This is a genomic window from Paremcibacter congregatus (assembly GCF_006385135.1).
In the GTDB taxonomy this organism is placed as follows: domain Bacteria; phylum Pseudomonadota; class Alphaproteobacteria; order Sphingomonadales; family Emcibacteraceae; genus Paremcibacter; species Paremcibacter congregatus.
In genome coordinates this window covers 3,252,294-3,269,954 of record NZ_CP041025.1, presented here as the reverse complement: position 1 = coordinate 3,269,954, position 17,661 = coordinate 3,252,294, and the positions used below count along the sequence as shown (strand labels likewise).

Below are 17,661 nucleotides of genomic sequence, written 5' to 3'. Positions count from 1 at the left end.
TCAAGGTTAAGGATACCCCCTCAAGGAGTAAGAGATATGCGCCATCGCAGAGCTGGGCGTAAGCTAAATAAAACAAGTTCACATCGTAAAGCGATGTTTTCAAACATGGCGAGTGCTCTTTTGAAGCATGAGCAGATTGTAACCACTTTGCCAAAAGCCAAAGAACTGCGCCCGATCGTTGAGCGTCTGATCACTTTGGGCAAACGCGGTTCCTTGCATGCCCGTCGTCAGGCTCTCTCCAAATTGCCGGCGTCTGACAAGGAAATCGTACAGAAATTGTTCGATGTTCTGGCGGAACGTTATAAGGAACGTAACGGCGGTTACACCCGTGTTCTTAAAGCTGGCTTCCGTCATGGTGACGCGGCGCCGGTTGCTGTGATCGAACTGGTCGATCGTGATGTTGATGCCAAAGGCAAAGACAGCGGTCCGGTACAGGAAATCGTTGCAGACGAAACCGAAGCCGCCTAAGGCGAAATCGGCTTCTGATTACAGAATGTAAAGGGCAGCTCTTCGGGGCTGCCTTTTTTATGGGCTTAAGTTGATCGGGGGGATGGAATAAGGCAAACAAGTGCCTTTAAGGGTTGCGATAACAGCCACAATTCCTATAATTATCGAAACTCATTTAAATCAATCAAGGACTAATCTTATGGCTCTCAAACCTGGCGTCGTGAGCGGCGAAGACTATATCACACTTGTGAATGCCTGTAAGGAAGGCGGCTACGCCCTGGCGGCGGTGAACTGCGTGGGAACTGATTCCGTCAATGCGGTGATGGAAGCCGCGGCCAAGAATAAAAGCGATATCATCATTCAGCTGTCCAATGGCGGCGCGCAATTCTATGCCGGGCAGGGTATGTCGGACGGTTTTCAGGCAAAAGTCCTGGGCGCGGTATCCGCGGCGCAGCATGTGCATCTGCTGGCCGAGCATTACGGCATTTGCGTCGTCCTGCATACGGATCATGCGAATCGCAAGTTGGTGCCATGGGTAGACGCCCTGATTGACCATTCCGAAAGCCATTACAAGGCGACAGGCCGGCCGCTCTATACGTCTCATATGCTGGACCTGTCGGAAGAGAGCATTGACGATAATCTGTCTGAATGTGCGCGGATGCTGAAACGCATGGCGCCTCTGGATATGAGCCTGGAGATTGAACTGGGCATTACCGGTGGCGAAGAAGACGGTGTGGGCCATGAAATCGAGGAAGGGGCGGACAGCTCCCATCTTTATACCCAGCCAGAAGATGTGTTGCAGGCCTATGACCTGCTGTCGCCGCTGGGCCATTTCTCTGTCGCAGCGTCTTTTGGCAATGTACACGGAGTGTATAAGCCGGGCAATGTCAAGCTGCGGCCTGAAATCCTGCGCAACAGCCAGGCGCTGGTGCAGGAAACCCACGCCACAGCTGCGAATCCCCTGAACCTGGTGTTCCATGGGGGGTCCGGTTCCGAAAAAGCCAAGATTGCAGAAGCCCTGACATATGGTGTTTTCAAGATGAACATTGATACGGACACCCAGTTTGCCTTCGCCGAATCTGTCGGTAAATATGTTATGGACAACGCCCGGGCCTTTAAATACCAGATCGACCCGGAAGACGGCACCCCCTACAAGAAGCAATATGACCCTCGTAAATGGCTGCGCGCAGGCGAGGAAGGCTTCATTGCCCGGCTTGATGAGGCAATTGCCGATTTGGGCTCTGCAGGCAAGTCTTTGGCCCAGTAAAGGCCCCTTAAGGCGAAAAACTATACAAAAGGCGGTCCGGTGGCCGCCTTTTTTCATGAAACCCGGCTTTCTGGAAAACAAAAAATTCAGTGGGGCCGGGCTTTTATCATGGAGCTGTCATGAACTAATCCTTTACATGTCGCTTGTTACGGTGTAGAGAAGTTGCATCAGATGGAAAGAACCACTGATCACTTGATGCCTGACGAGATACCTTCTTACGCTACTTCTCCGGCTTTATATTAATATGCGTAAGAGGACTTGATACAATGGCTAACGGTACTGTTAAATTTTTCAACGCCACTAAAGGTTATGGCTTTATTCAACCTGAAGACGGCGGAAAAGACGTTTTTGTTCATATTTCTGCAGTAGAAGCAGCGGGCCTCAGCGGTCTTGCTGATGACCAAAAAGTTTCCTACGAACTCGAAGAAGACCGTCGCGGTCGTTCTTCTGCAGGAAACCTGTCCCTGATGTAATCAGTGACAGCTGCATAGAATATGAAAAGGTTGGCCATGTGCCAGCCTTTTTTTATGTCCGTTTTTTAGGTGAGTTGATGGCAAATCATCGCCGCAAGAGACGGACTGTCGTATGCTTCCAGAATTACGGTGAGGTTTGGACCGGGGGGTGAGTCTTTTTCACATTTTTGAAAAGGGAAGTCTCATGGCGAAAATGAAGATCGTTTTTTTTGAAACGGAAAAATGGGAATGCGATATCCTGCAGCATCTGTGCGGCGAAGCAGAGATTGCTTTTTGTGAAAAGCGGCTTGATGCGCGAAGCGCTGCGGTGTATCTGGATGCCGATGTTATTTCGACTTTTGTGCATTCGACGCTAGATCGTGAAACACTGGATCCCTTTTCCCGGCTGAAATTTATTACGACTCGGTCGACGGGGGTTGACCATATTGATCTTGAGTATTGCCGGACAAAGGCAATTCCGGTCAGCAATGTACCGACATACGGCGGAACCACTGTGGCGGAACATGTTTTCGCTTTGCTGCTGGCGATCAGTCACCATATTCCAGAGGCCATTAACCGCACCCGGCGCGGCGACTTTTCCCAGGCGGGTTTGCGGGGGTTCGATCTGCAGAATAAAACCCTCGGGGTGATCGGAACCGGGCATATCGGGAAACGGGTCGCGGAAATCGCCCGCGGTTTCCGTATGGAGGTTATGGCCTATGATCCTGCCCCGGACGAGGTCTTTGCCCGGCAGGCCGGTTTATCTTATGTGGACTGGCAGACCCTGCTGACGCAATCGGATTGCATCACCCTGCATGTGCCGGGCGGGGTGGGGACACGGCATATGATTTCCGGGGAAGCCTTCTCCCGGATGAAAAAGGGGGTTATTCTGATCAATACGGCCCGGGGGTCGGTGGTCGATGTGAAAGCGCTGCTGCGGGCGCTGGCCGAGGGCAGGGTGGCTGCCGCCGGCCTGGACGTCTTGCCGGAAGAGCCCTCTATACGCGAAGAGGCGGAGCTTTTGAGGTCTTTTTTCAGTCAGGAGCATGATCTGGAAACCTTGCTGGCGGATCATCTTCTGCTGCGCATGAGAAATGTGATCATCACCCCGCACAGCGCGTTCAATACCACGGAAGCGGTCGAAAAGATCCTGCGCACGACGGCGGGCAATATTCAGGGCTTTCTGCACGGAAAGCTGCAAAATGTCGTGACGTAAGATCTGACATAAAATTTTACTGAATTAGAAAGGACTCGGATTTTCCCGTCAGGGTGAAGGTGGATTGCGGCACCAGAGGCATGATCATTGAATAGTTATAATCAATGGCGATGCTGACGGTCTTTGTCATGTCGCCTGGATTGACGGCGACCGTGACGTCGAAGTCAGTGATCTTGTTTTCGTCGATAAGAATGAAACTGTCCCGGGCATGGTTCTTAATCTGGATCGCCACGCTGTCGAGATAATTCTGATCCACGTTATTTTGTTCGAAATTGACCATGGCGTAGCGGGTGGCCTGTTCGGCGGAATAATTGAGCACGCCCTGAATAAAAAGCGCCCGACAGAATTCAAAGAACCCAAATGTGAGCAACAGAAGTACGGGACCGGCAAACGCGAACTCAATCATGGTGGCGCCGGACGTATCCTTTTTCAGCTTTTTAAAGGGGAGAGTAAACATGATCGTAGATCCTAGTTTAACTTGATGGTCGCGGATTCCCTGATCGGGAAATGCGATATGAACCAGTCGTAATTGAAATAAGGGGTGGTATAGTCTTCCTTAACCTCGATATTTACGAAGGCGCTGACATTTTCATCTGTACAGTCGGTGGTGCAAAGCTGCTTCACATTATTACAGATGCAGTAGAGTTCCACGGCCACTTCCGTGCCGGGTGTCATAGAGGTGCCGAGAGAACTGCGGACGGCGTTTCTGATGTTGGTCAGGTCGCCCTGAACCGGTTTGCGGACCATGGCGTATTGTATGCCGGCCTTGGCGGCGTTGGAAAGTTCCATTTTGCGCATGAACATGGACCCCATATCCAGGGTGCCGACCAGAATCAGCAGCAGGATAGGCATGATCATCGCCAGTTCGACCAGAGAGGAGCCCGCAGTCGAGGCGCGCAGTTTAAGGAAAAATGTTTTGAGTATCTGTGCCATTGTTCTATTCCACCATGGTTACCAGGGTTCTTGAAATTTTCTCGATCCCGAGAAAAGCGCAATCGGACTGATCGTTGTAGAGTTTCGAGTTTCCGGTAAAGGTGACCTTGCGGCCAAGCAGTTGCAGGCACCCGGAAGAGGTGCTTGATCCGCCGCTGAACCGCAATTCCTGACCAGGGAAATAAACGGCACCCTTGATGTTCATCGCGGGGCCACCGAGAAACTTGTTATCGCCTTCTGTGTAGAGCGCGCGGGGGTCCTGAAAGAAAACGATGCCGGCATAATCGCCATGGTTTGGCGCTGTCAGGTCAATTGTCGCTCCACCTCCGATGTCGACTGTCCCGATATCATCGGGATCGGCGGCGGTCAGAACGAAGGTGACGCCCGTGCCGCTCAGTGTGGCGCCGCCCCGGATGGTCAGGTCCCCACCATCAATAATATAAACACCGGGCGCCAGTGTGGTGTCTGCATTGGCATTGAAGGTCATATCACCGCAATAACGGCCAGGAAGCGGATCGGGATCGCCTAATTTGATCTGAAGGCTTCCGGTATTGATACAGATGGACGGCAATGTCGGTACCTCAAGGTCGCGTCCTTCCGGGCCATAAGGATCGATGGCCCGTTGTGACAGGGGCTGAATTGGGTTCGGGGTGTTCAGTGTGGCGTTCGTGCCCTGATAAATATCGCCGTAGGCCTGGGCCGAAGGGTTGGCGGATAATGTGGCGGTGCCATTAAGGTAGATGGATTCAGTGCTGTTGGAATTGGAGGCAACACCACAATTGATGTCCACGTCAGAGGTCCCGGAGAATTCCAGCGCCTTGTCCATGGTTTCATCCAGTGCGAGAATGCAATGCTCGCCTACTTTCAGAATACCGGCCGTGGCCGTTGTTCTGATCTCGATGTCCTTTATATCGAGCATCTTGGTGAACACCAGTTCCGCAGGGTGGTTTAACTTGACCATGACATAGTTTGACTGGCCGGCATATCCCCCGGTGACGGGTGGAGTGGTCAATGACAGGCTGTTGCCGTTGCCGGTGGTGAAATTATTGGCTTCGGCGTCTTTTGTGGCTGCCAGGATAATCTCCTGATCGGTCTGGTCTTTAGATAAGGCGTAAGCCGCGGCCAGAGCCGAGGAATCAGCTGCGGTCTGCATTTGGCGTTTTTGCATAAACCACATTGTCGCATCAAATCCCAAGCCGGCAAATCCGGCGATTAAAGGAACCAGGATCGCAAAGTAAACCAGCGCCGCGCCAGAAGTCGATTTTTTTAATCGGCCGAGCTGCTGCAAAAGGTATTTTTGGACGATGTTCGCCATATGATATAACCACTTCTTATTCGATATTGTGAATCGTCAGAATTCTAATATGAATCTGCTAATAACCGATTAAGAATAGGTGCAATTTAAATCTAAAACTGCTTTGTCGATCCAGCGCGCTTTTCTGAAGGTTTCTTCAGGCGCGCTGGAAGGACAATTGGGTCAGGCGTGGACCGCTGTTTTGTCGGCTTCTGCCGGTGCGGCGTTTTGGGGCCGCAAAATGATTTTCTGGACGGCGCCGAAACCGTTAAAATCAGTGCGGGAGACTTCACCATACGCCCCGAGCTGATCAAGCCTGATCCAGTCACCGACCTGCACATCTTCCGGCAACATAAAAGGACCCTGCATCATATCAACTGAATCACAGGTGGGACCGGCAAACCGGAAGGCCCGGATTTGTCCCTGAAATGCCCGTTCTTCCCGGCGTATCAAATGCGCGGGGTAAGGCAGGCCGATGGCGCCACCGGCTTCGAAAAGGCCGCCGTAGGTGCCGTCGTTCAAATACAGCAGGTCTTCTTTACGGCCTTCGACACGCACGATCAGGGCCCCGCCCCCGGCGACAAGGCCGCGGCCAACTTCACACAGCAGATGCATGTGATTCAAGCCGTTTGCCGACACCGCATCGGCGATGCTTTGGGTAAAGGCCTGTACGGGGGGCAATGGTGTGGCGCTCTCCAGATCGGCCGGAAAACCTCCGCCAACATCAAGGGTTTCGACGACAACGCCGCTTTCTTCAATCACCCGGGCGGCATAGGCGACGGCCTGGGCGTAACGGTCCGGGTCCTGGCACTGGGTACCGACATGAAAGCTGACGCCCAGGATGGCGCAATGAGGACGGCAGGCTTTCAGAAGATTGACAGCCTGATCAAATTGCGCCCCGAACTTGCTGGAAAAGTCGGTGGCCACGTCACGCTGTTCTGTTTCCTTCGGGATCGCCAGCCGGACAATCAGTTCCAGATCAGGGGCGTCATTGGTTTCATGGCGGATCTTTTTCAGTTCACCGTCATAATCAAGTACATACGCCCGTACCCCGTGATTGATATAGGCTTCACGAATGGCTTCCGGCGCTTTGATCGGATGCATGAAATATTGGACAGCATCGGGGAAACGGGCGCTGATCCGGCGGATTTCACCGATAGAAGCCACATCAAAATGGCGCACGCCCGCCTGATAAATGGCGTCGAGAAAAACATGGTCGGGATTGCATTTCACCGCATACATCACGTGTCCGGTGAAATGCCGAACGAAATCTGTGGTCTTTTGCTGCACCACATCAGGCATCAGCAAAGGCACCGGCAGCGCCGGCCGCAGGTCGCGGATGTCCTGATCTGTCATATCGTGACTGATATCAAGTGTCTCGCTGACATCCGGTGAGATCTGGTTGTCGGAAAGGGTGAAGGCGCAGACGGCATGATCTGTGCGGTGCTCAGATGGATCGGTGAACATGTTGGTGTAAATCCTATGCAAAAAAAGCACCCCCCTTGAACCACAAAGATATGCTGAACCTTACAGATACCCAAGGGGCAAGGGGGAGCTTTTATGAAAAGAAAAGGTCCTGCCTATTCCTCAATAACCAGTTGACCATTTTTAATGACGAGTTTGGGCTCTGTCGCGATGGAGATATCACTGTCGTTGTCTTCAATAGCGATATAGCAGTCAACACAGATATCTTTAATCGTTTCATTCGGGCCAATAACGACAGTTTTTGTCGCCTCTTCTGTTTCCACATACAGGGTGTAGCTGACCGCATCCATATTCTTCAGATCAGCGGCGTGCGCAACGGTGCCGACAGAAATAAAGGCGGCGGCGAACAAGGCGGGTGTCATATAGTTTTTCATCTTCTCATGTCCTGATGAAGTTTAAATTAAGTGGGGGAATTATCATAAGGATGACCCCAGAATAAAGAGATTTAATTGCATGGTTATCATTCGATAATTGAATATAAACATTCTTGTCATGAGAATTACGCGTTTTATTTGGCCCTAATATTTATTTATCGAATAACAATCATGTAATAAATTCGATTTTCAAATATTTTGATTTTGATATTCTTCGGAGGAATTTTGAGCGTAAACAGGCGGAGAAAGCTTATGAAACACAATAAAATGGATTTTCTCAGCAATGCAGAATTCTTTGACATGGTAGATGCCTATGAATTCGCAGGCTATGAAGATGACGATTATTACGAAGATCTTCTTGAGGATAAACTCGGGTCAAAATGGCGCAAACGCCCGCGCCGTCCTAAATCAAGAAAAGAGGATTTTACAGAGAACTTCCTGTAATTCCCGAAACAGTTGAGGCCGAACTGGGAGACGCGCCGCTCTTTAATTCCTTTTGTCATGAAAGGAATTTCTGAGCGGCCTGTTTCCGCAACTGGCCTACAGGGGGTTGTGTCCCACATCCCGGGAGATCACCTTGATGCCTTTCAATATGATATTCATCAGATCACTATCAATGTCATCGGCATAGGATATATAGGCCGGATAATTGAATTTCGGCGCCCAGTCGACCAGCCGCACCCGTTCTTCCTGGATCAGGGGCTCGGCGATACGTCGCGGGAAATACCCGCTGGCCGGGGACAGCAGCAGATATTCAATCCCCAGGGTGCCGAGGTCAAGCGAGACACGCGGCGTTTTCATATCGGGGAAGTTCAACGCATGATCACTGAGAAATTCCGGTCCCCAATTGACAAAAATATAATCATTTTCAAAGATGTCTTTATCTTCCGCCTGTGAAGATACAAGGATCATTTCATCTTCAAAAATCTGTTTGATCTTGAAGCCTGGGCGATGTTCCGGCCGGTACATGATGCCGATATCAATGGACCCCTCCGACAGTTTTTGCGTCAGGTCCGGGGAATAGCCCATTTCCGTGCGGATGGCGATTTCGGGGGCATGCACGCGCATCCAGGGCAGCAACTTCATCAGGAAACCGTCCCACAGGCTGACCTGACCGCCAATGCGCAAAATTGTCTCATGTTCTTCCCCGATGCCAACATCCAGACGGGCCTGATCCCATATCTTGGTCAGGGCAATGGCGTGCTTGAGAAATTGCTTGCCGGCGATCGTCAGGCTGGCGCCCTGTTTGCTGCGTTCAAACAGATAAGTGCCGAGCTGATCTTCCAGATTACGGATTCGGATGCTGACGGTCGATTGGGTGACATGAACCCGGTCGGCGGCGGCGATAAAACTGCCTGTATCGGCCACGGCGATAAAGGTTCTGACCTGGGTGATATCCATGAAAAGCGACTTTCTATACATTTAAAAATTAAATAACATTATCATATTATATTCGATTTTATAATGTGAAAAAAGAAGATATTGTCGGCCTCGGATGGAATCTTCACGGACAGGATACGGAGGTTGAACAGAACCATGGCACAGAAGGAAACCTGGGGAACGCAGGATGTACAGGCAGGGGAAGTAACCTTATCCGCAGAGCGGCTTTTAGAGTTGCAGCGGCGGATGGCGGTTGATCATTGGCGTGGTCGCGAGGAAGAGGCCCGGTCCTGTTTGACGGAATATTGCCAGTTGGTTGACGCGTTGTATTTCAACCGCCGGATTCAGGTGCGCCAAGGACCTGATTTAAAATAAAATATGAAAGAAAAGCCAAGTCTGGTATAAAGTTACCTATGGCGGCAAGGAAGAAACAAAGGGTCAGGGAATGAGGAAAATCTGGACGGTGTTGTTAAAGCCCCGTGCCTGGGTGGCGCAAGTATTGTTGGCGCTTTTGGTCGTGGCGTTTCTGTCTCTTGGGTTTCTGGGATATCTGAAACCACTTCAGGCTTTTCTTGATTCCAACGCCCTGGCCTTCACGGTCGGGGAGGTGCGTTTCTCGGCTTATCTTTTGCTCAAGGCGGTCCTGACGGTCATCATTGCCTTCTGGCTGGCGGGCATCTTCGCTGAATTTGGTGAAACACGGATCAAGCAATTGACGAAACTCAAGGCCAGCAACCGGGCCCTGTTGACCAAAGTGTTTCAGATTTTGGTGTATTTTATCGCCTTGCTGATTACCCTGGATGTGATGAGCATTGACCTGACCGGTCTCGCCATTTTCAGTGGCGCCGTCGGCATCGGTGTCGGTTTCGGGTTGCAGAAAATCACCTCCAATTTCATGAGCGGGTTGATCCTGCTGTTTGAAAAATCGGTGGAAGAAGGCGACCTGGTGGAACTGGACAGCAACACGGTCGGGTTCGTGCGTCAGACCGGCGCCCGTTACACCCTGGTGGAAACCTTCGAAGGCCGGGAAATTATGATTCCCAACGAAGATTTCATCACCAACCGGGTGACCAACTGGACCTACAGCAATAATCAGGGCCGCATTGATATCAATATCGGGGTTTCCTATGGCTCTGACCTGGACACGGCATATGCCCTGATCCTGGAAGCGGCTCAGGAACATCCCCGTTGCAGCCGGTCTCCGGGACCGGAGTGTTTCCTGGTGGATTATGGTGAAAGTTCCGTCGACTTCACCCTGTATTTCTGGGTCGACAATATCATTGACGGGCGCAAGCGTCCGCGTAGTGACGTTCTGTTTTCGATCTGGCGCAAGTTCAAGGAAAACAAAATCGAAATTCCCTTTCCCCAACGCGACCTGCATATCAAGACCCCACAGGCGCTAACCGATCAGGAGACGCCTACATGACCCCTTCAGGCAAAAGCGATCCGATCTTGATGGCCTATGAATTCGATGGCGTCGGCGGGGGCCGGGCGCTGATCGAGAATGAGGTCGGGGCGGCGCTAAAGGATAAGCATCTGGCCTGGGTGCATCTGGACATGAAGAAAGAAGGGACCAAGCCGTGGCTTGAAAAGGAGATATCCTACCTTGATCCACATATTGTTAATGCTCTGCTGGCGGACGAAACCCGGCCGCGGGTGACCGAAATTGGCGACGGCGCCCTTATTATCCTGCGCGGCGTTAATCTGAATGAAAATGCCGATCCGGAAGATATGGTGTCCATTCGGCTGTGGATTGACAAGGAACGCATCATCAGCCTGCAACGTCGGCCACTGAAAGCGGTGGCGGACATGGCGGAAAAAATCATCCAGGGCAAGGGGCCTGAAAATGCGGGAGAATTCGTCAGCCAGCTGGTTTCACGGCTGTTTGAACGTATGGAACCGGCCTTGCTCAGTCTGGATGATATGACGGATCGGGTGGAAGAAGAGATTCTCGAGGGGCCGGATGTCTCGTTACGGGAAACCATCATCAATATCCGCAAACGCGCGATTATCTTTCGCCGCTATATGGCGCCGCAGAAGGACGCCATCGGGCATTTCCGCCTGTGTAATTTTGATTGGCTCGACGCCAAGGACAAACGTCACCTTCAGGAAAGTCAGGACCGGGTGATGCGGTATGTGGAAGACCTGGACGCGATCCGTGAACGGGCCCAGATCGTCAAGGACGAACTGGCCAACATGATTGCCGATCGCCTGAACAAGAATATGTATATCCTGTCAGTGATTGCGGCGATTTTTTTGCCGCTGGGCTTTTTTACCGGCCTGTTGGGGATCAATGTCGGCGGCATTCCCGGGGCGGACAATGCCGACGCCTTCTGGATATTCTGCGGCCTGCTGGTGAGCATCGTCGCCTTGCAGGTCTGGCTGTTTAAAAAACTGAAATGGTTTTAGGCCGCCCCCTTCTGTCGTCTTTTACAGATATTAATATTTCCAGGACCAGCGCAGGGCAAGGTTGCGGTCATGGCTCATTGTCTGACGGGTGATCAGGGACAGGCTGCGGGACAGGCTGACTTCCACGGACGTTGCGGTCTCTCCTGTCGCCGGGGCGGTGGTGACTTCGATGTAAATATTGTTCGTTAGGTATTTCCCTCCGGTGATGGTTGTTCCCTGATCACGGTCGGGCGATTTGTCAATCGACAGGCGGTCAATTCCGAGCGCGCTGCGGACGTTGCCCAGAAGTCCGGGGCCGCCACCATTGGACAGGGAATGCACCGCCGCGGCTAGCTGTAGAGCCTCGACCGCGGAGAGTTCCGTGGCAGACGTCCCAAACAGAATTCGGGACATGACTTCATCCTGAGGCAGATCGGGACTGGCGCTGACGGTGAGTTTCGGGGCCGAGGCGCGCCCGGTGATGGCGATCTGTGCGGTCAGGTCAGTCATTTCCAGTTCCGCCACAATATCAAGCAACGGGTCATTGCGTTTGTCGTCGGGAAATGTCAGGGAACCACGGGTGAGATCAAACGTCTTGCCGGCGAAGTCAAAGGTGCCCCGGATTAACTGCGCCCCGCCGGTAACAACGGGTTTGTCAGTGGTGCCGCCAATGGTCATGTCGGCGCGCCATTCGGAATCCATGCCATAACTGCGGATGAACAACCGGCTAGGCACCTTGACTGTCAGGCCCAGGGGAAAGGGGCCCAGATGACGCCCTTGCTCAGGCTCTGTTTCCGGTCCCTGGTCCGGGTGGTTGATTTCCCGCACCTGAAGCACGGGCACGGCAGTGGCCCCGCCGTTGACGGCGCGGATATCGGCCTTGTCGACGGTGATGTCGCCTTTGAAATACGTGGCGGCCGGGCTTTTCAGGAAGGCAAGGTCGGCAGAGGCGGTGACGTCGAGTTCCGGCTGCCGGACCAGGCGGGCCTTGTCGATTTTCAGGTCGGCCCGCGCCTGATAACTGAGGTCGGCATTCAACAGGACTTCTGCGCTGGCGGTCAGCTGGCCGGTGCCGCCGTCCTTGGCGGTCAGATGGTCAAGGGTCAGTTTGCGGTCGGCGATGGTTGCCGCCATATCCAGGTCCGTGGCGACAAAGCCGCTCTTCAGGTTTTCATAACGGCCGTTCTTGAGGCTCAGATGACCATCGATATCCGGATTGGCTTTTGTTCCGCCAAGCATCAGGTCAAGCGTCACGTCACCACCGAGATCATGACTGGTCAGGTAAAAGGCCGGCCATAACGGGTCAATCGCCCCGCGCCAACTGAACTGCCCTGATAACGGCTGGTCGGCGGGAAAGTGGAACGTCGGAGCAGCGGCATCATAAAACAACGGCAGGCGGGCGGTGAAGTCGGCCTGGAACTGGTCGTTCAGGCGGGCGCTGCCGGTCAGGTCAAGGCCGGTGGGGGCGAGCGTGCCTTGCGCCTGAAACGCCATGCCCTGCACCAGGGTCGGGATCTGGGTGAGGCGTAAGTCAAAGGCGCCGTCGGTGGTGTTTTCTGTGGCGTTCAGGCGGACCGTGCCGTTGAGAAGGCCAACCAGAGGCAGTTCCGGTGCAAACACCAGGAGTGGCCTGAGGTCGGCATTGTCCGCTGTCAGGCTGGCCTGAAGCGCCTTGTTCGCGCGGGTGAAACGGCCGCTGATATGGCCTTTGCCGAGTTCTACTTTAAAAGGCGTCAGACTGAAGCCCGTTTGTCTCAGTGAGAGCGTGACCGGCTGTTTCAGGGCGACCGGGGTTTGATCGACGGTGCCGGTGAAGCCTAAGGTAATGTCGCGGCCGGATTCGGTCGGTTGGGGCGCCGTGCCGGACAGGGTCAGGTCATAGGGCATGATATCATTCCCCCGCAGGGCGAGATCGTAGGACAGGGTCTTGTCTTTCTCCTGCTGGGTGATGCGGAGATGACCCTCACTGGCCTGCAGGCGGGGATGAGACAAGGCGGTAAAATCGGCGGTGAGGCTGATCCGCGGCTGCTTGTCCATCAGGAGAATATCCCCGGACAGGGTGGCTTCCTTCAAGGTTGTCAGGTCACGGGGGCCGGTGCGCAACGCCATTTCACTGGCGCGTCCCTGAACGGTGATCTGTTGGGCGTCGTCCTGTTCCCCGAGCATGATTTCTGCGGACAGGGTGCCTTTAATGGCGTTTGCGGCGAGGTCGGTCCCGGCGGTCAGAAGGTTGATCCGGCCAAGTGCGGGGCGTCCTTTTGGCAGGTCGATTTGCCCGGCAGCGCGCAGGGCGCCAAATGTGAGCGTGAGATCAGAGAGCCGGATCAGTTCTTGTGTCGGGCTGGTGAAGGTGACCCCGCCCTGCAAGGGGCCATAATCACTTTCACCGTGCAAGGTGGCGCTGCCGGCGGGACGCTGAATGATATCTGTCGCCTCCAGACGCGCTGTGACATTTTGCAGGGTGACATCCTGCAGGGTCAGGGCCTTGATGCCGGTTTCCAGGGTGAGGGCCGGGGCGCGCACCGGCCCGGACAGTTGGCCGGTAAATTCAATGCCGCCGTCCATCTGCAGGGCGTCCTGACCGGACAGGTCGGCGAGGTCGGTGACGACAAGGTAGAAATTACTTTGCCGGATAACCTGTTGCGGGGACAAGTGAGCGTCGGCCGTCAGCGTGAGGTGGGCGGCGTTGAGGCGGGCCTGCTTCAGGTTCAGGGCGCCATCCGCCATGCGGCTGATATGGGCGGAAAATACCGGGGCGGGTCCGAAAAGCGCGCTGGCCGTAGCATCCCCGAGATCAAGCTGGCGGGCTGCGACGGTTACTGCGGCGGTCAGGGCGGCATCCGGGTCTTCCCGGGAGAGGTTTATGACGCTGGTGAGGCTGCCGTTCAAAGACGGGCTCAGGCCTGAAAGCCGGGACAGGGCGGCGGTGATCCGGGCGGACAGATTCCCGCTGCTGCGGTTAAATGTCGCGGTCATTTCGCTATCAAAACGAGGGTTGTTCAGGCGGGCCTGCGACAGGGAAAGCGTCCCGCTGTCCTGATTTGCATGTCCATTGAGGCTCCAGTCGAGGCCGGGAGCTGTCAGGGCGGTGAAGGGCGTGATCCGGGTCCCGGAAAGTTCGTCCAGCTTCCCCTTGGCGCTGAAGGTGATGCGCTGGCCTTCTGTTTCGGCCCGGATTTGGCCGGAAAGACGTCCCGAAATGTCGGCGCCATAACCCGCCCGCAGACCTTGGGCGGTCAGCTGCAATTTGGGATTGCCGGTGATGTCGCTGATTTTTCCGCTGAGCGTGAAAGGCATCAGCCGCACAGGGGCAAACATCTTGTTGACCGGCGCGGCGTTGGTGAGGTCAAGGCTGAAGCTGACCGGCTGCACAGAGGCTGTGGCGTCGCCGGTGACCGCGCCTTGGGCCGTCAGGGTCAGGGTGTCGGCGACCAGTTTCAGATCAAGGATCGTGCGGGTGTCTGCCGGGGACGGGGTCAGATCCACAGACAGGCGGGCGGTCCGGCCCAAAAGAGCGGCGCTGGATTCCGGGATCATGTCCCCGGAATCCAGCGTGCCGCGCAGGGCAAAGGCCTTATCCGTATTGCGCAGGCTGGCATCGGCAATGGTGGTTTCCCCCACCTGCAGACGGAAACTGCCGCGCCAGTCTTCCAGCGGACCATCCCCTGTAAGACGGGCAACCACATCCTGCGTCGGTGTCGTGCCGATCATTCGGCTGAAAATGCCGCCTTCGGGGGCGCGGGCGGTTACATCAATTGACAGGTTTTCTGTAGGGCCAGGGTAAGCGATGCGGGCGGATATCTCATCTTGGCTGGCTCCCTGATTGATCAGGTTCAGCCGTAACAGGATGCCGTCCCGGCGGGTGAGCTTGAGCGCCCCCTGACCGGTAAATGTAGCGCGAATGCCCATGACTTTTTGACCAAGCAGGAACTGGTTGAGGCCAAAATCGGCGATTTCCGCGTCTACCGGTAACCGGGGCAGGGTGAAGTCCATCGGGGCGGTAGCGGCGGGTTGAGGATGGTCGGTGCTTTCGGGCAGGCGGACCAGCCGCGCGGTGGCGACCTGAAGCCGGGAAATCATGATTTTCTGACGCAGGAGCGCCGACGGTGACCAGTCAAGATCAACGTCCGTCAGGGTAAGCCAGGGGCCTTCCCGGTCGGAAAATGTGATGTCGGCGAGGCGAAAGCCGGTAAACAGAGACCCTTCTATTGGGCTCAGGCGCACGGTCTGGTCCGGGGTTCGCAGGCTGTTTTCAATCCAGGTGGTCAGGCGTTTATGTCCTGATGGCGTATCCAGATAAAGCGCTGTGCCGATCAGGAGGATGAGCAGCAGCGCCAGAGCGCCGCCACTCACCTTGGCGATGATCTTGCCAACGCGGCGACCGGAAAGGGATTTCATGTCTGTCAGGGAAAATTTCATCAGAAGGCCTGCCCCAAACTGATATAGATCTGGACCCGGCTTTCACCGGTGCGGCGATCAAGCGGAACGGCGACATCCAGACGGACAGGCCCGAAATCCGTATGATATCTTGCGCCCAGACCCGCGCCCCATCTTAATCCGGACAGTTTCGGCAGGCTGCTGTCATAGACATTGCCGCCTTCGATAAAGGGGACGAGGCTGATGTTATCCATAAATTTCCAGCGCAGTTCGGCCGCGACTTCGGTCACGGACCGGCCGCCGAGAGGCACATCCTCCGCATCTACGGGACCGACCCGCTGAAACCCGTACCCGCGCACCGATCCGCCGCCGCCGGCATAAAAACGCCGTGTCGCCGGCAGGGTTTCCCGGTCGGTTCCGGTGATTGACCCGAGACGGGTGCGGAGCGCCAGGGTAAGCTGGTCTGTGGCGAGCGGATAGTAGACGCTGGCGCGCAGGTCACTTTTAACGAAGGTAAATTGCTTGCCGTCCATGCCGATTGTCGGGGCGGCGATCAGGGACAGACGCCAGCCATGTTGCGGGTCCAGCAGGTTGTCGGTATTGTCCCAGCGGCCGCCGATCGGCAGGGCGGCAATATAAAAATTACGGTTGCCTTCACTATCGGTGATATCACTATATTCCAGTTCCACGGCGGCGCTGGCGCCAATGTGGTCGGTGATCATGCGGTCAAGCCCGACGGTGCTGTTCAGCGTATGGGCAAAGAAGGCATCGGTATCCTGACGCCGGTAGCTGGCCTCGAAAGACAGGGTTTGATCAAGTCTGGCGAAATGAGGTATTTCCAGGCGGCTGGAAAAGGATTGTTCCAGTTCCGCGCCCCGGGCCACCAGTTTCAGCCGGTTGCCTTCCTGCATGAAATTACGATGTTCCCAGCTGAGCTCGCCACTGATGCCCTCGGCGGTGGAATAACCTGCGGCGGCCCCGATGGTGCGATGTTCGGCCTCGATCAGGGCCACGGTGATGTCGGCGGTCTGGTCTTCCTGCGGGGTGGGTTTGATGTTTATACCGGCAAACAGGCCGGTGCTGGACAAGCGACCCCGCAGGTCATTGATCTGCCGGTCGTCATAAAAGTCGCCGGGAGACCATGTCACAAAGCGGGTGATGACGCTGTCCTTGACATTTTGGAGGCCCGTGATGCGGGTGTCGCCAAACCGCTGGCGATTGCCTGTCTTCAGAGAGAAAGTGACCGTCATGCGCCGGGTCTGGTGGTCGACGAGGACATCCTGGGCAATATCCTGGGCAAAAGGAAACCCGAGATTGGGCAGGCGGCGACTGAGGTGGGCTTCCGCGGTAATCACATCGGCGGCCCGGGCGGGGTCCCCGATGGCCAGCGGCAGGTTCTGGCGGATTTGCTGCTGGATCTGTGCGGCGGGCGCGGGGTCGCGGTAGGTGATAACGATATCGCCAATCTGATAACGGGGCCCGGGCACCACCTGAAGTTCAATATCAAAATGATTGCGTTTTCGGCTCAGGCGTTCGGTTACGCTGCCGCCATAATAGCCTTCCGCCCGCATGATTTTGATCAGGAGCTTGATATCATCCTTGATATGTTGATGCAGATTGGCGATGGACAGCATCGGGACGTCCTGATCGGCCTTGAGCAGGGAGGCGGCCTCGAAGGTGGTGAGGACCGGTTTCATACTGTCGGCTTCAAGCCCGATGATGGACAGGGAATAGTTAAGCGGGTTGGCGGCAGAGGCTGTGGTCGGGGGGATCACCGCGCCTGTTGCGAATGCCAGAAACATGCCAAGACAACAGGTGAAGACAATCCGCCGCAGGGTTTTGCTGCTGTTGGATTTTCCCGGGCCGGACGGCGATGTTATGCTGTGCGTTCTTTCTGTCAAGGTGTCCCACATTTACGATTTTATTACGGCGGAAATATGATTCTCATCGTTTGATATAGGGCAAAGTCAGGGGTAAGGCAATGCTTCTGGCGGGCCAGGCATTGGGGGGCAGATCATGGTCCCGGACGTTTGTGGATATCCTGATCG

The 17,661-nt window shown here is 54.9% G+C and carries 16 protein-coding genes; 8 read left to right on the top strand and 8 right to left on the bottom strand.

The features are described 5' to 3' along the window. The first annotated feature begins 36 nt into the window (after positions 1–36). The 4 genes from rplQ to FIV45_RS14375 all read left to right on the top strand — a co-directional run bounded on the left by rplQ (position 37) and on the right by FIV45_RS14375 (position 3,382). The gene (gene rplQ, locus FIV45_RS14390; protein ID WP_099475047.1) at positions 37–468 is read left to right on the top strand and encodes a 50S ribosomal protein L17; all 432 of its coding nucleotides are present in this window, start codon (positions 37–39) and stop codon (positions 466–468) included. Positions 469–646: 178 nt separating this feature from the next. Continuing rightward, positions 647–1,714, top strand: a complete 1,068-nt coding sequence (gene fbaA / locus FIV45_RS14385; protein WP_099475048.1) for a class II fructose-bisphosphate aldolase — start codon at positions 647–649, stop codon at positions 1,712–1,714. 266 nt (positions 1,715–1,980) lie between these two features. Further along, positions 1,981–2,187, top strand: a complete 207-nt coding sequence (locus FIV45_RS14380; RefSeq protein ID WP_099475049.1) for a cold-shock protein — start codon at positions 1,981–1,983, stop codon at positions 2,185–2,187. A gap of 184 nt (positions 2,188–2,371) precedes the next feature. Then, positions 2,372–3,382, top strand: coding sequence for a hydroxyacid dehydrogenase (locus tag FIV45_RS14375; protein WP_235868188.1), 1,011 nt, complete (start codon positions 2,372–2,374; stop codon positions 3,380–3,382). A 16-nt stretch (positions 3,383–3,398) separates the two neighbouring features. Here the strand turns inward: FIV45_RS14375 and FIV45_RS14370 are convergent, their stop codons facing one another. The 5 genes from FIV45_RS14370 to FIV45_RS14350 form a co-directional block, all read right to left on the bottom strand. Beyond that, the gene (locus tag FIV45_RS14370) at positions 3,399–3,839 is read right to left on the bottom strand and encodes a TadE/TadG family type IV pilus assembly protein (protein ID WP_099475050.1); all 441 of its coding nucleotides are present in this window, start codon (positions 3,837–3,839) and stop codon (positions 3,399–3,401) included. Positions 3,840–3,850: 11 nt separating this feature from the next. Further along, entirely contained in the window at positions 3,851–4,315 is a 465-nt protein-coding gene (locus tag FIV45_RS14365) for a TadE/TadG family type IV pilus assembly protein (RefSeq protein WP_099475051.1), read from the bottom strand. A gap of 4 nt (positions 4,316–4,319) precedes the next feature. Further along, positions 4,320–5,630, bottom strand: a complete 1,311-nt coding sequence (locus FIV45_RS14360; RefSeq protein ID WP_099475052.1) for a pilus assembly protein TadG-related protein — start codon at positions 5,628–5,630, stop codon at positions 4,320–4,322. Positions 5,631–5,792: 162 nt separating this feature from the next. Then, positions 5,793–7,076 (bottom strand): type III PLP-dependent enzyme domain-containing protein, encoded by a 1,284-nt coding sequence (locus tag FIV45_RS14355; RefSeq protein WP_099475053.1) that lies wholly within the window; start codon positions 7,074–7,076, stop codon positions 5,793–5,795. Positions 7,077–7,189: 113 nt separating this feature from the next. Then, positions 7,190–7,468, bottom strand: a complete 279-nt coding sequence (locus tag FIV45_RS14350) for a hypothetical protein (RefSeq protein ID WP_099475054.1) — start codon at positions 7,466–7,468, stop codon at positions 7,190–7,192. Between the two features lie 252 nt (positions 7,469–7,720). On the opposite strand from FIV45_RS14350, the gene FIV45_RS14345 reads away from it, so the two are divergent. Then, complete coding sequence (locus tag FIV45_RS14345; RefSeq protein ID WP_099475055.1) at positions 7,721–7,912, top strand: hypothetical protein; 192 nt, start codon at positions 7,721–7,723, stop codon at positions 7,910–7,912. Between the two features lie 96 nt (positions 7,913–8,008). Here FIV45_RS14345 and FIV45_RS14340 read toward each other — a convergent pair whose 3' ends face one another. Beyond that, positions 8,009–8,869, bottom strand: coding sequence for a LysR family transcriptional regulator (locus tag FIV45_RS14340; RefSeq protein ID WP_165777096.1), 861 nt, complete (start codon positions 8,867–8,869; stop codon positions 8,009–8,011). 135 nt (positions 8,870–9,004) lie between these two features. Between FIV45_RS14340 and FIV45_RS14335 the strand changes: the two genes are divergently transcribed. The 3 genes from FIV45_RS14335 to FIV45_RS14325 all read left to right on the top strand — a co-directional run bounded on the left by FIV45_RS14335 (position 9,005) and on the right by FIV45_RS14325 (position 11,257). Then, positions 9,005–9,223: a hypothetical protein gene (locus FIV45_RS14335; RefSeq protein ID WP_099475057.1), complete on the top strand. Its 219-nt coding sequence runs from the start codon at positions 9,005–9,007 to the stop codon at positions 9,221–9,223. Between the two features lie 70 nt (positions 9,224–9,293). After that, positions 9,294–10,274, top strand: a complete 981-nt coding sequence (locus FIV45_RS14330) for a mechanosensitive ion channel family protein (RefSeq protein WP_099475058.1) — start codon at positions 9,294–9,296, stop codon at positions 10,272–10,274. After that, complete coding sequence (locus FIV45_RS14325) at positions 10,271–11,257, top strand: zinc transporter ZntB (RefSeq protein ID WP_099475059.1); 987 nt, start codon at positions 10,271–10,273, stop codon at positions 11,255–11,257. The genes FIV45_RS14330 and FIV45_RS14325 overlap by 4 nt, the downstream gene beginning before the upstream one ends. 30 nt (positions 11,258–11,287) lie before the next feature. Here the strand turns inward: FIV45_RS14325 and FIV45_RS14320 are convergent, their stop codons facing one another. Continuing rightward, positions 11,288–15,655, bottom strand: a complete 4,368-nt coding sequence (locus FIV45_RS14320; protein WP_099475060.1) for a translocation/assembly module TamB domain-containing protein — start codon at positions 15,653–15,655, stop codon at positions 11,288–11,290. After that, positions 15,655–17,514 (bottom strand): autotransporter assembly complex protein TamA, encoded by a 1,860-nt coding sequence (locus tag FIV45_RS14315; protein WP_165777097.1) that lies wholly within the window; start codon positions 17,512–17,514, stop codon positions 15,655–15,657. The genes FIV45_RS14320 and FIV45_RS14315 overlap by 1 nt, the downstream gene beginning before the upstream one ends. Positions 17,515–17,661: the final 147 nt, after the last annotated feature.

What these genes read in the sequence shown, in the direction of transcription:
- rplQ (WP_099475047.1), top strand. Translation starts at nt 37, where the DNA reads ATGCGCCATCGCAGAGCTGGGCGTAAGCTAAATAAAACAAGTTCACAT.
- fbaA (WP_099475048.1), top strand. Translation starts at nt 647, where the DNA reads ATGGCTCTCAAACCTGGCGTCGTGAGCGGCGAAGACTATATCACACTT.
- FIV45_RS14380 (WP_099475049.1), top strand. Translation starts at nt 1,981, where the DNA reads ATGGCTAACGGTACTGTTAAATTTTTCAACGCCACTAAAGGTTATGGC.
- FIV45_RS14375 (WP_235868188.1), top strand. Translation starts at nt 2,372, where the DNA reads ATGGCGAAAATGAAGATCGTTTTTTTTGAAACGGAAAAATGGGAATGC.
- FIV45_RS14370 (WP_099475050.1), bottom strand. Translation starts at nt 3,839, where the DNA reads ATGTTTACTCTCCCCTTTAAAAAGCTGAAAAAGGATACGTCCGGCGCC.
- FIV45_RS14365 (WP_099475051.1), bottom strand. Translation starts at nt 4,315, where the DNA reads ATGGCACAGATACTCAAAACATTTTTCCTTAAACTGCGCGCCTCGACT.
- FIV45_RS14360 (WP_099475052.1), bottom strand. Translation starts at nt 5,630, where the DNA reads ATGGCGAACATCGTCCAAAAATACCTTTTGCAGCAGCTCGGCCGATTA.
- FIV45_RS14355 (WP_099475053.1), bottom strand. Translation starts at nt 7,076, where the DNA reads ATGTTCACCGATCCATCTGAGCACCGCACAGATCATGCCGTCTGCGCC.
- FIV45_RS14350 (WP_099475054.1), bottom strand. Translation starts at nt 7,468, where the DNA reads ATGAAAAACTATATGACACCCGCCTTGTTCGCCGCCGCCTTTATTTCT.
- FIV45_RS14345 (WP_099475055.1), top strand. Translation starts at nt 7,721, where the DNA reads ATGAAACACAATAAAATGGATTTTCTCAGCAATGCAGAATTCTTTGAC.
- FIV45_RS14340 (WP_165777096.1), bottom strand. Translation starts at nt 8,869, where the DNA reads ATGGATATCACCCAGGTCAGAACCTTTATCGCCGTGGCCGATACAGGC.
- FIV45_RS14335 (WP_099475057.1), top strand. Translation starts at nt 9,005, where the DNA reads ATGGCACAGAAGGAAACCTGGGGAACGCAGGATGTACAGGCAGGGGAA.
- FIV45_RS14330 (WP_099475058.1), top strand. Translation starts at nt 9,294, where the DNA reads ATGAGGAAAATCTGGACGGTGTTGTTAAAGCCCCGTGCCTGGGTGGCG.
- FIV45_RS14325 (WP_099475059.1), top strand. Translation starts at nt 10,271, where the DNA reads ATGACCCCTTCAGGCAAAAGCGATCCGATCTTGATGGCCTATGAATTC.
- FIV45_RS14320 (WP_099475060.1), bottom strand. Translation starts at nt 15,655, where the DNA reads ATGAAATTTTCCCTGACAGACATGAAATCCCTTTCCGGTCGCCGCGTT.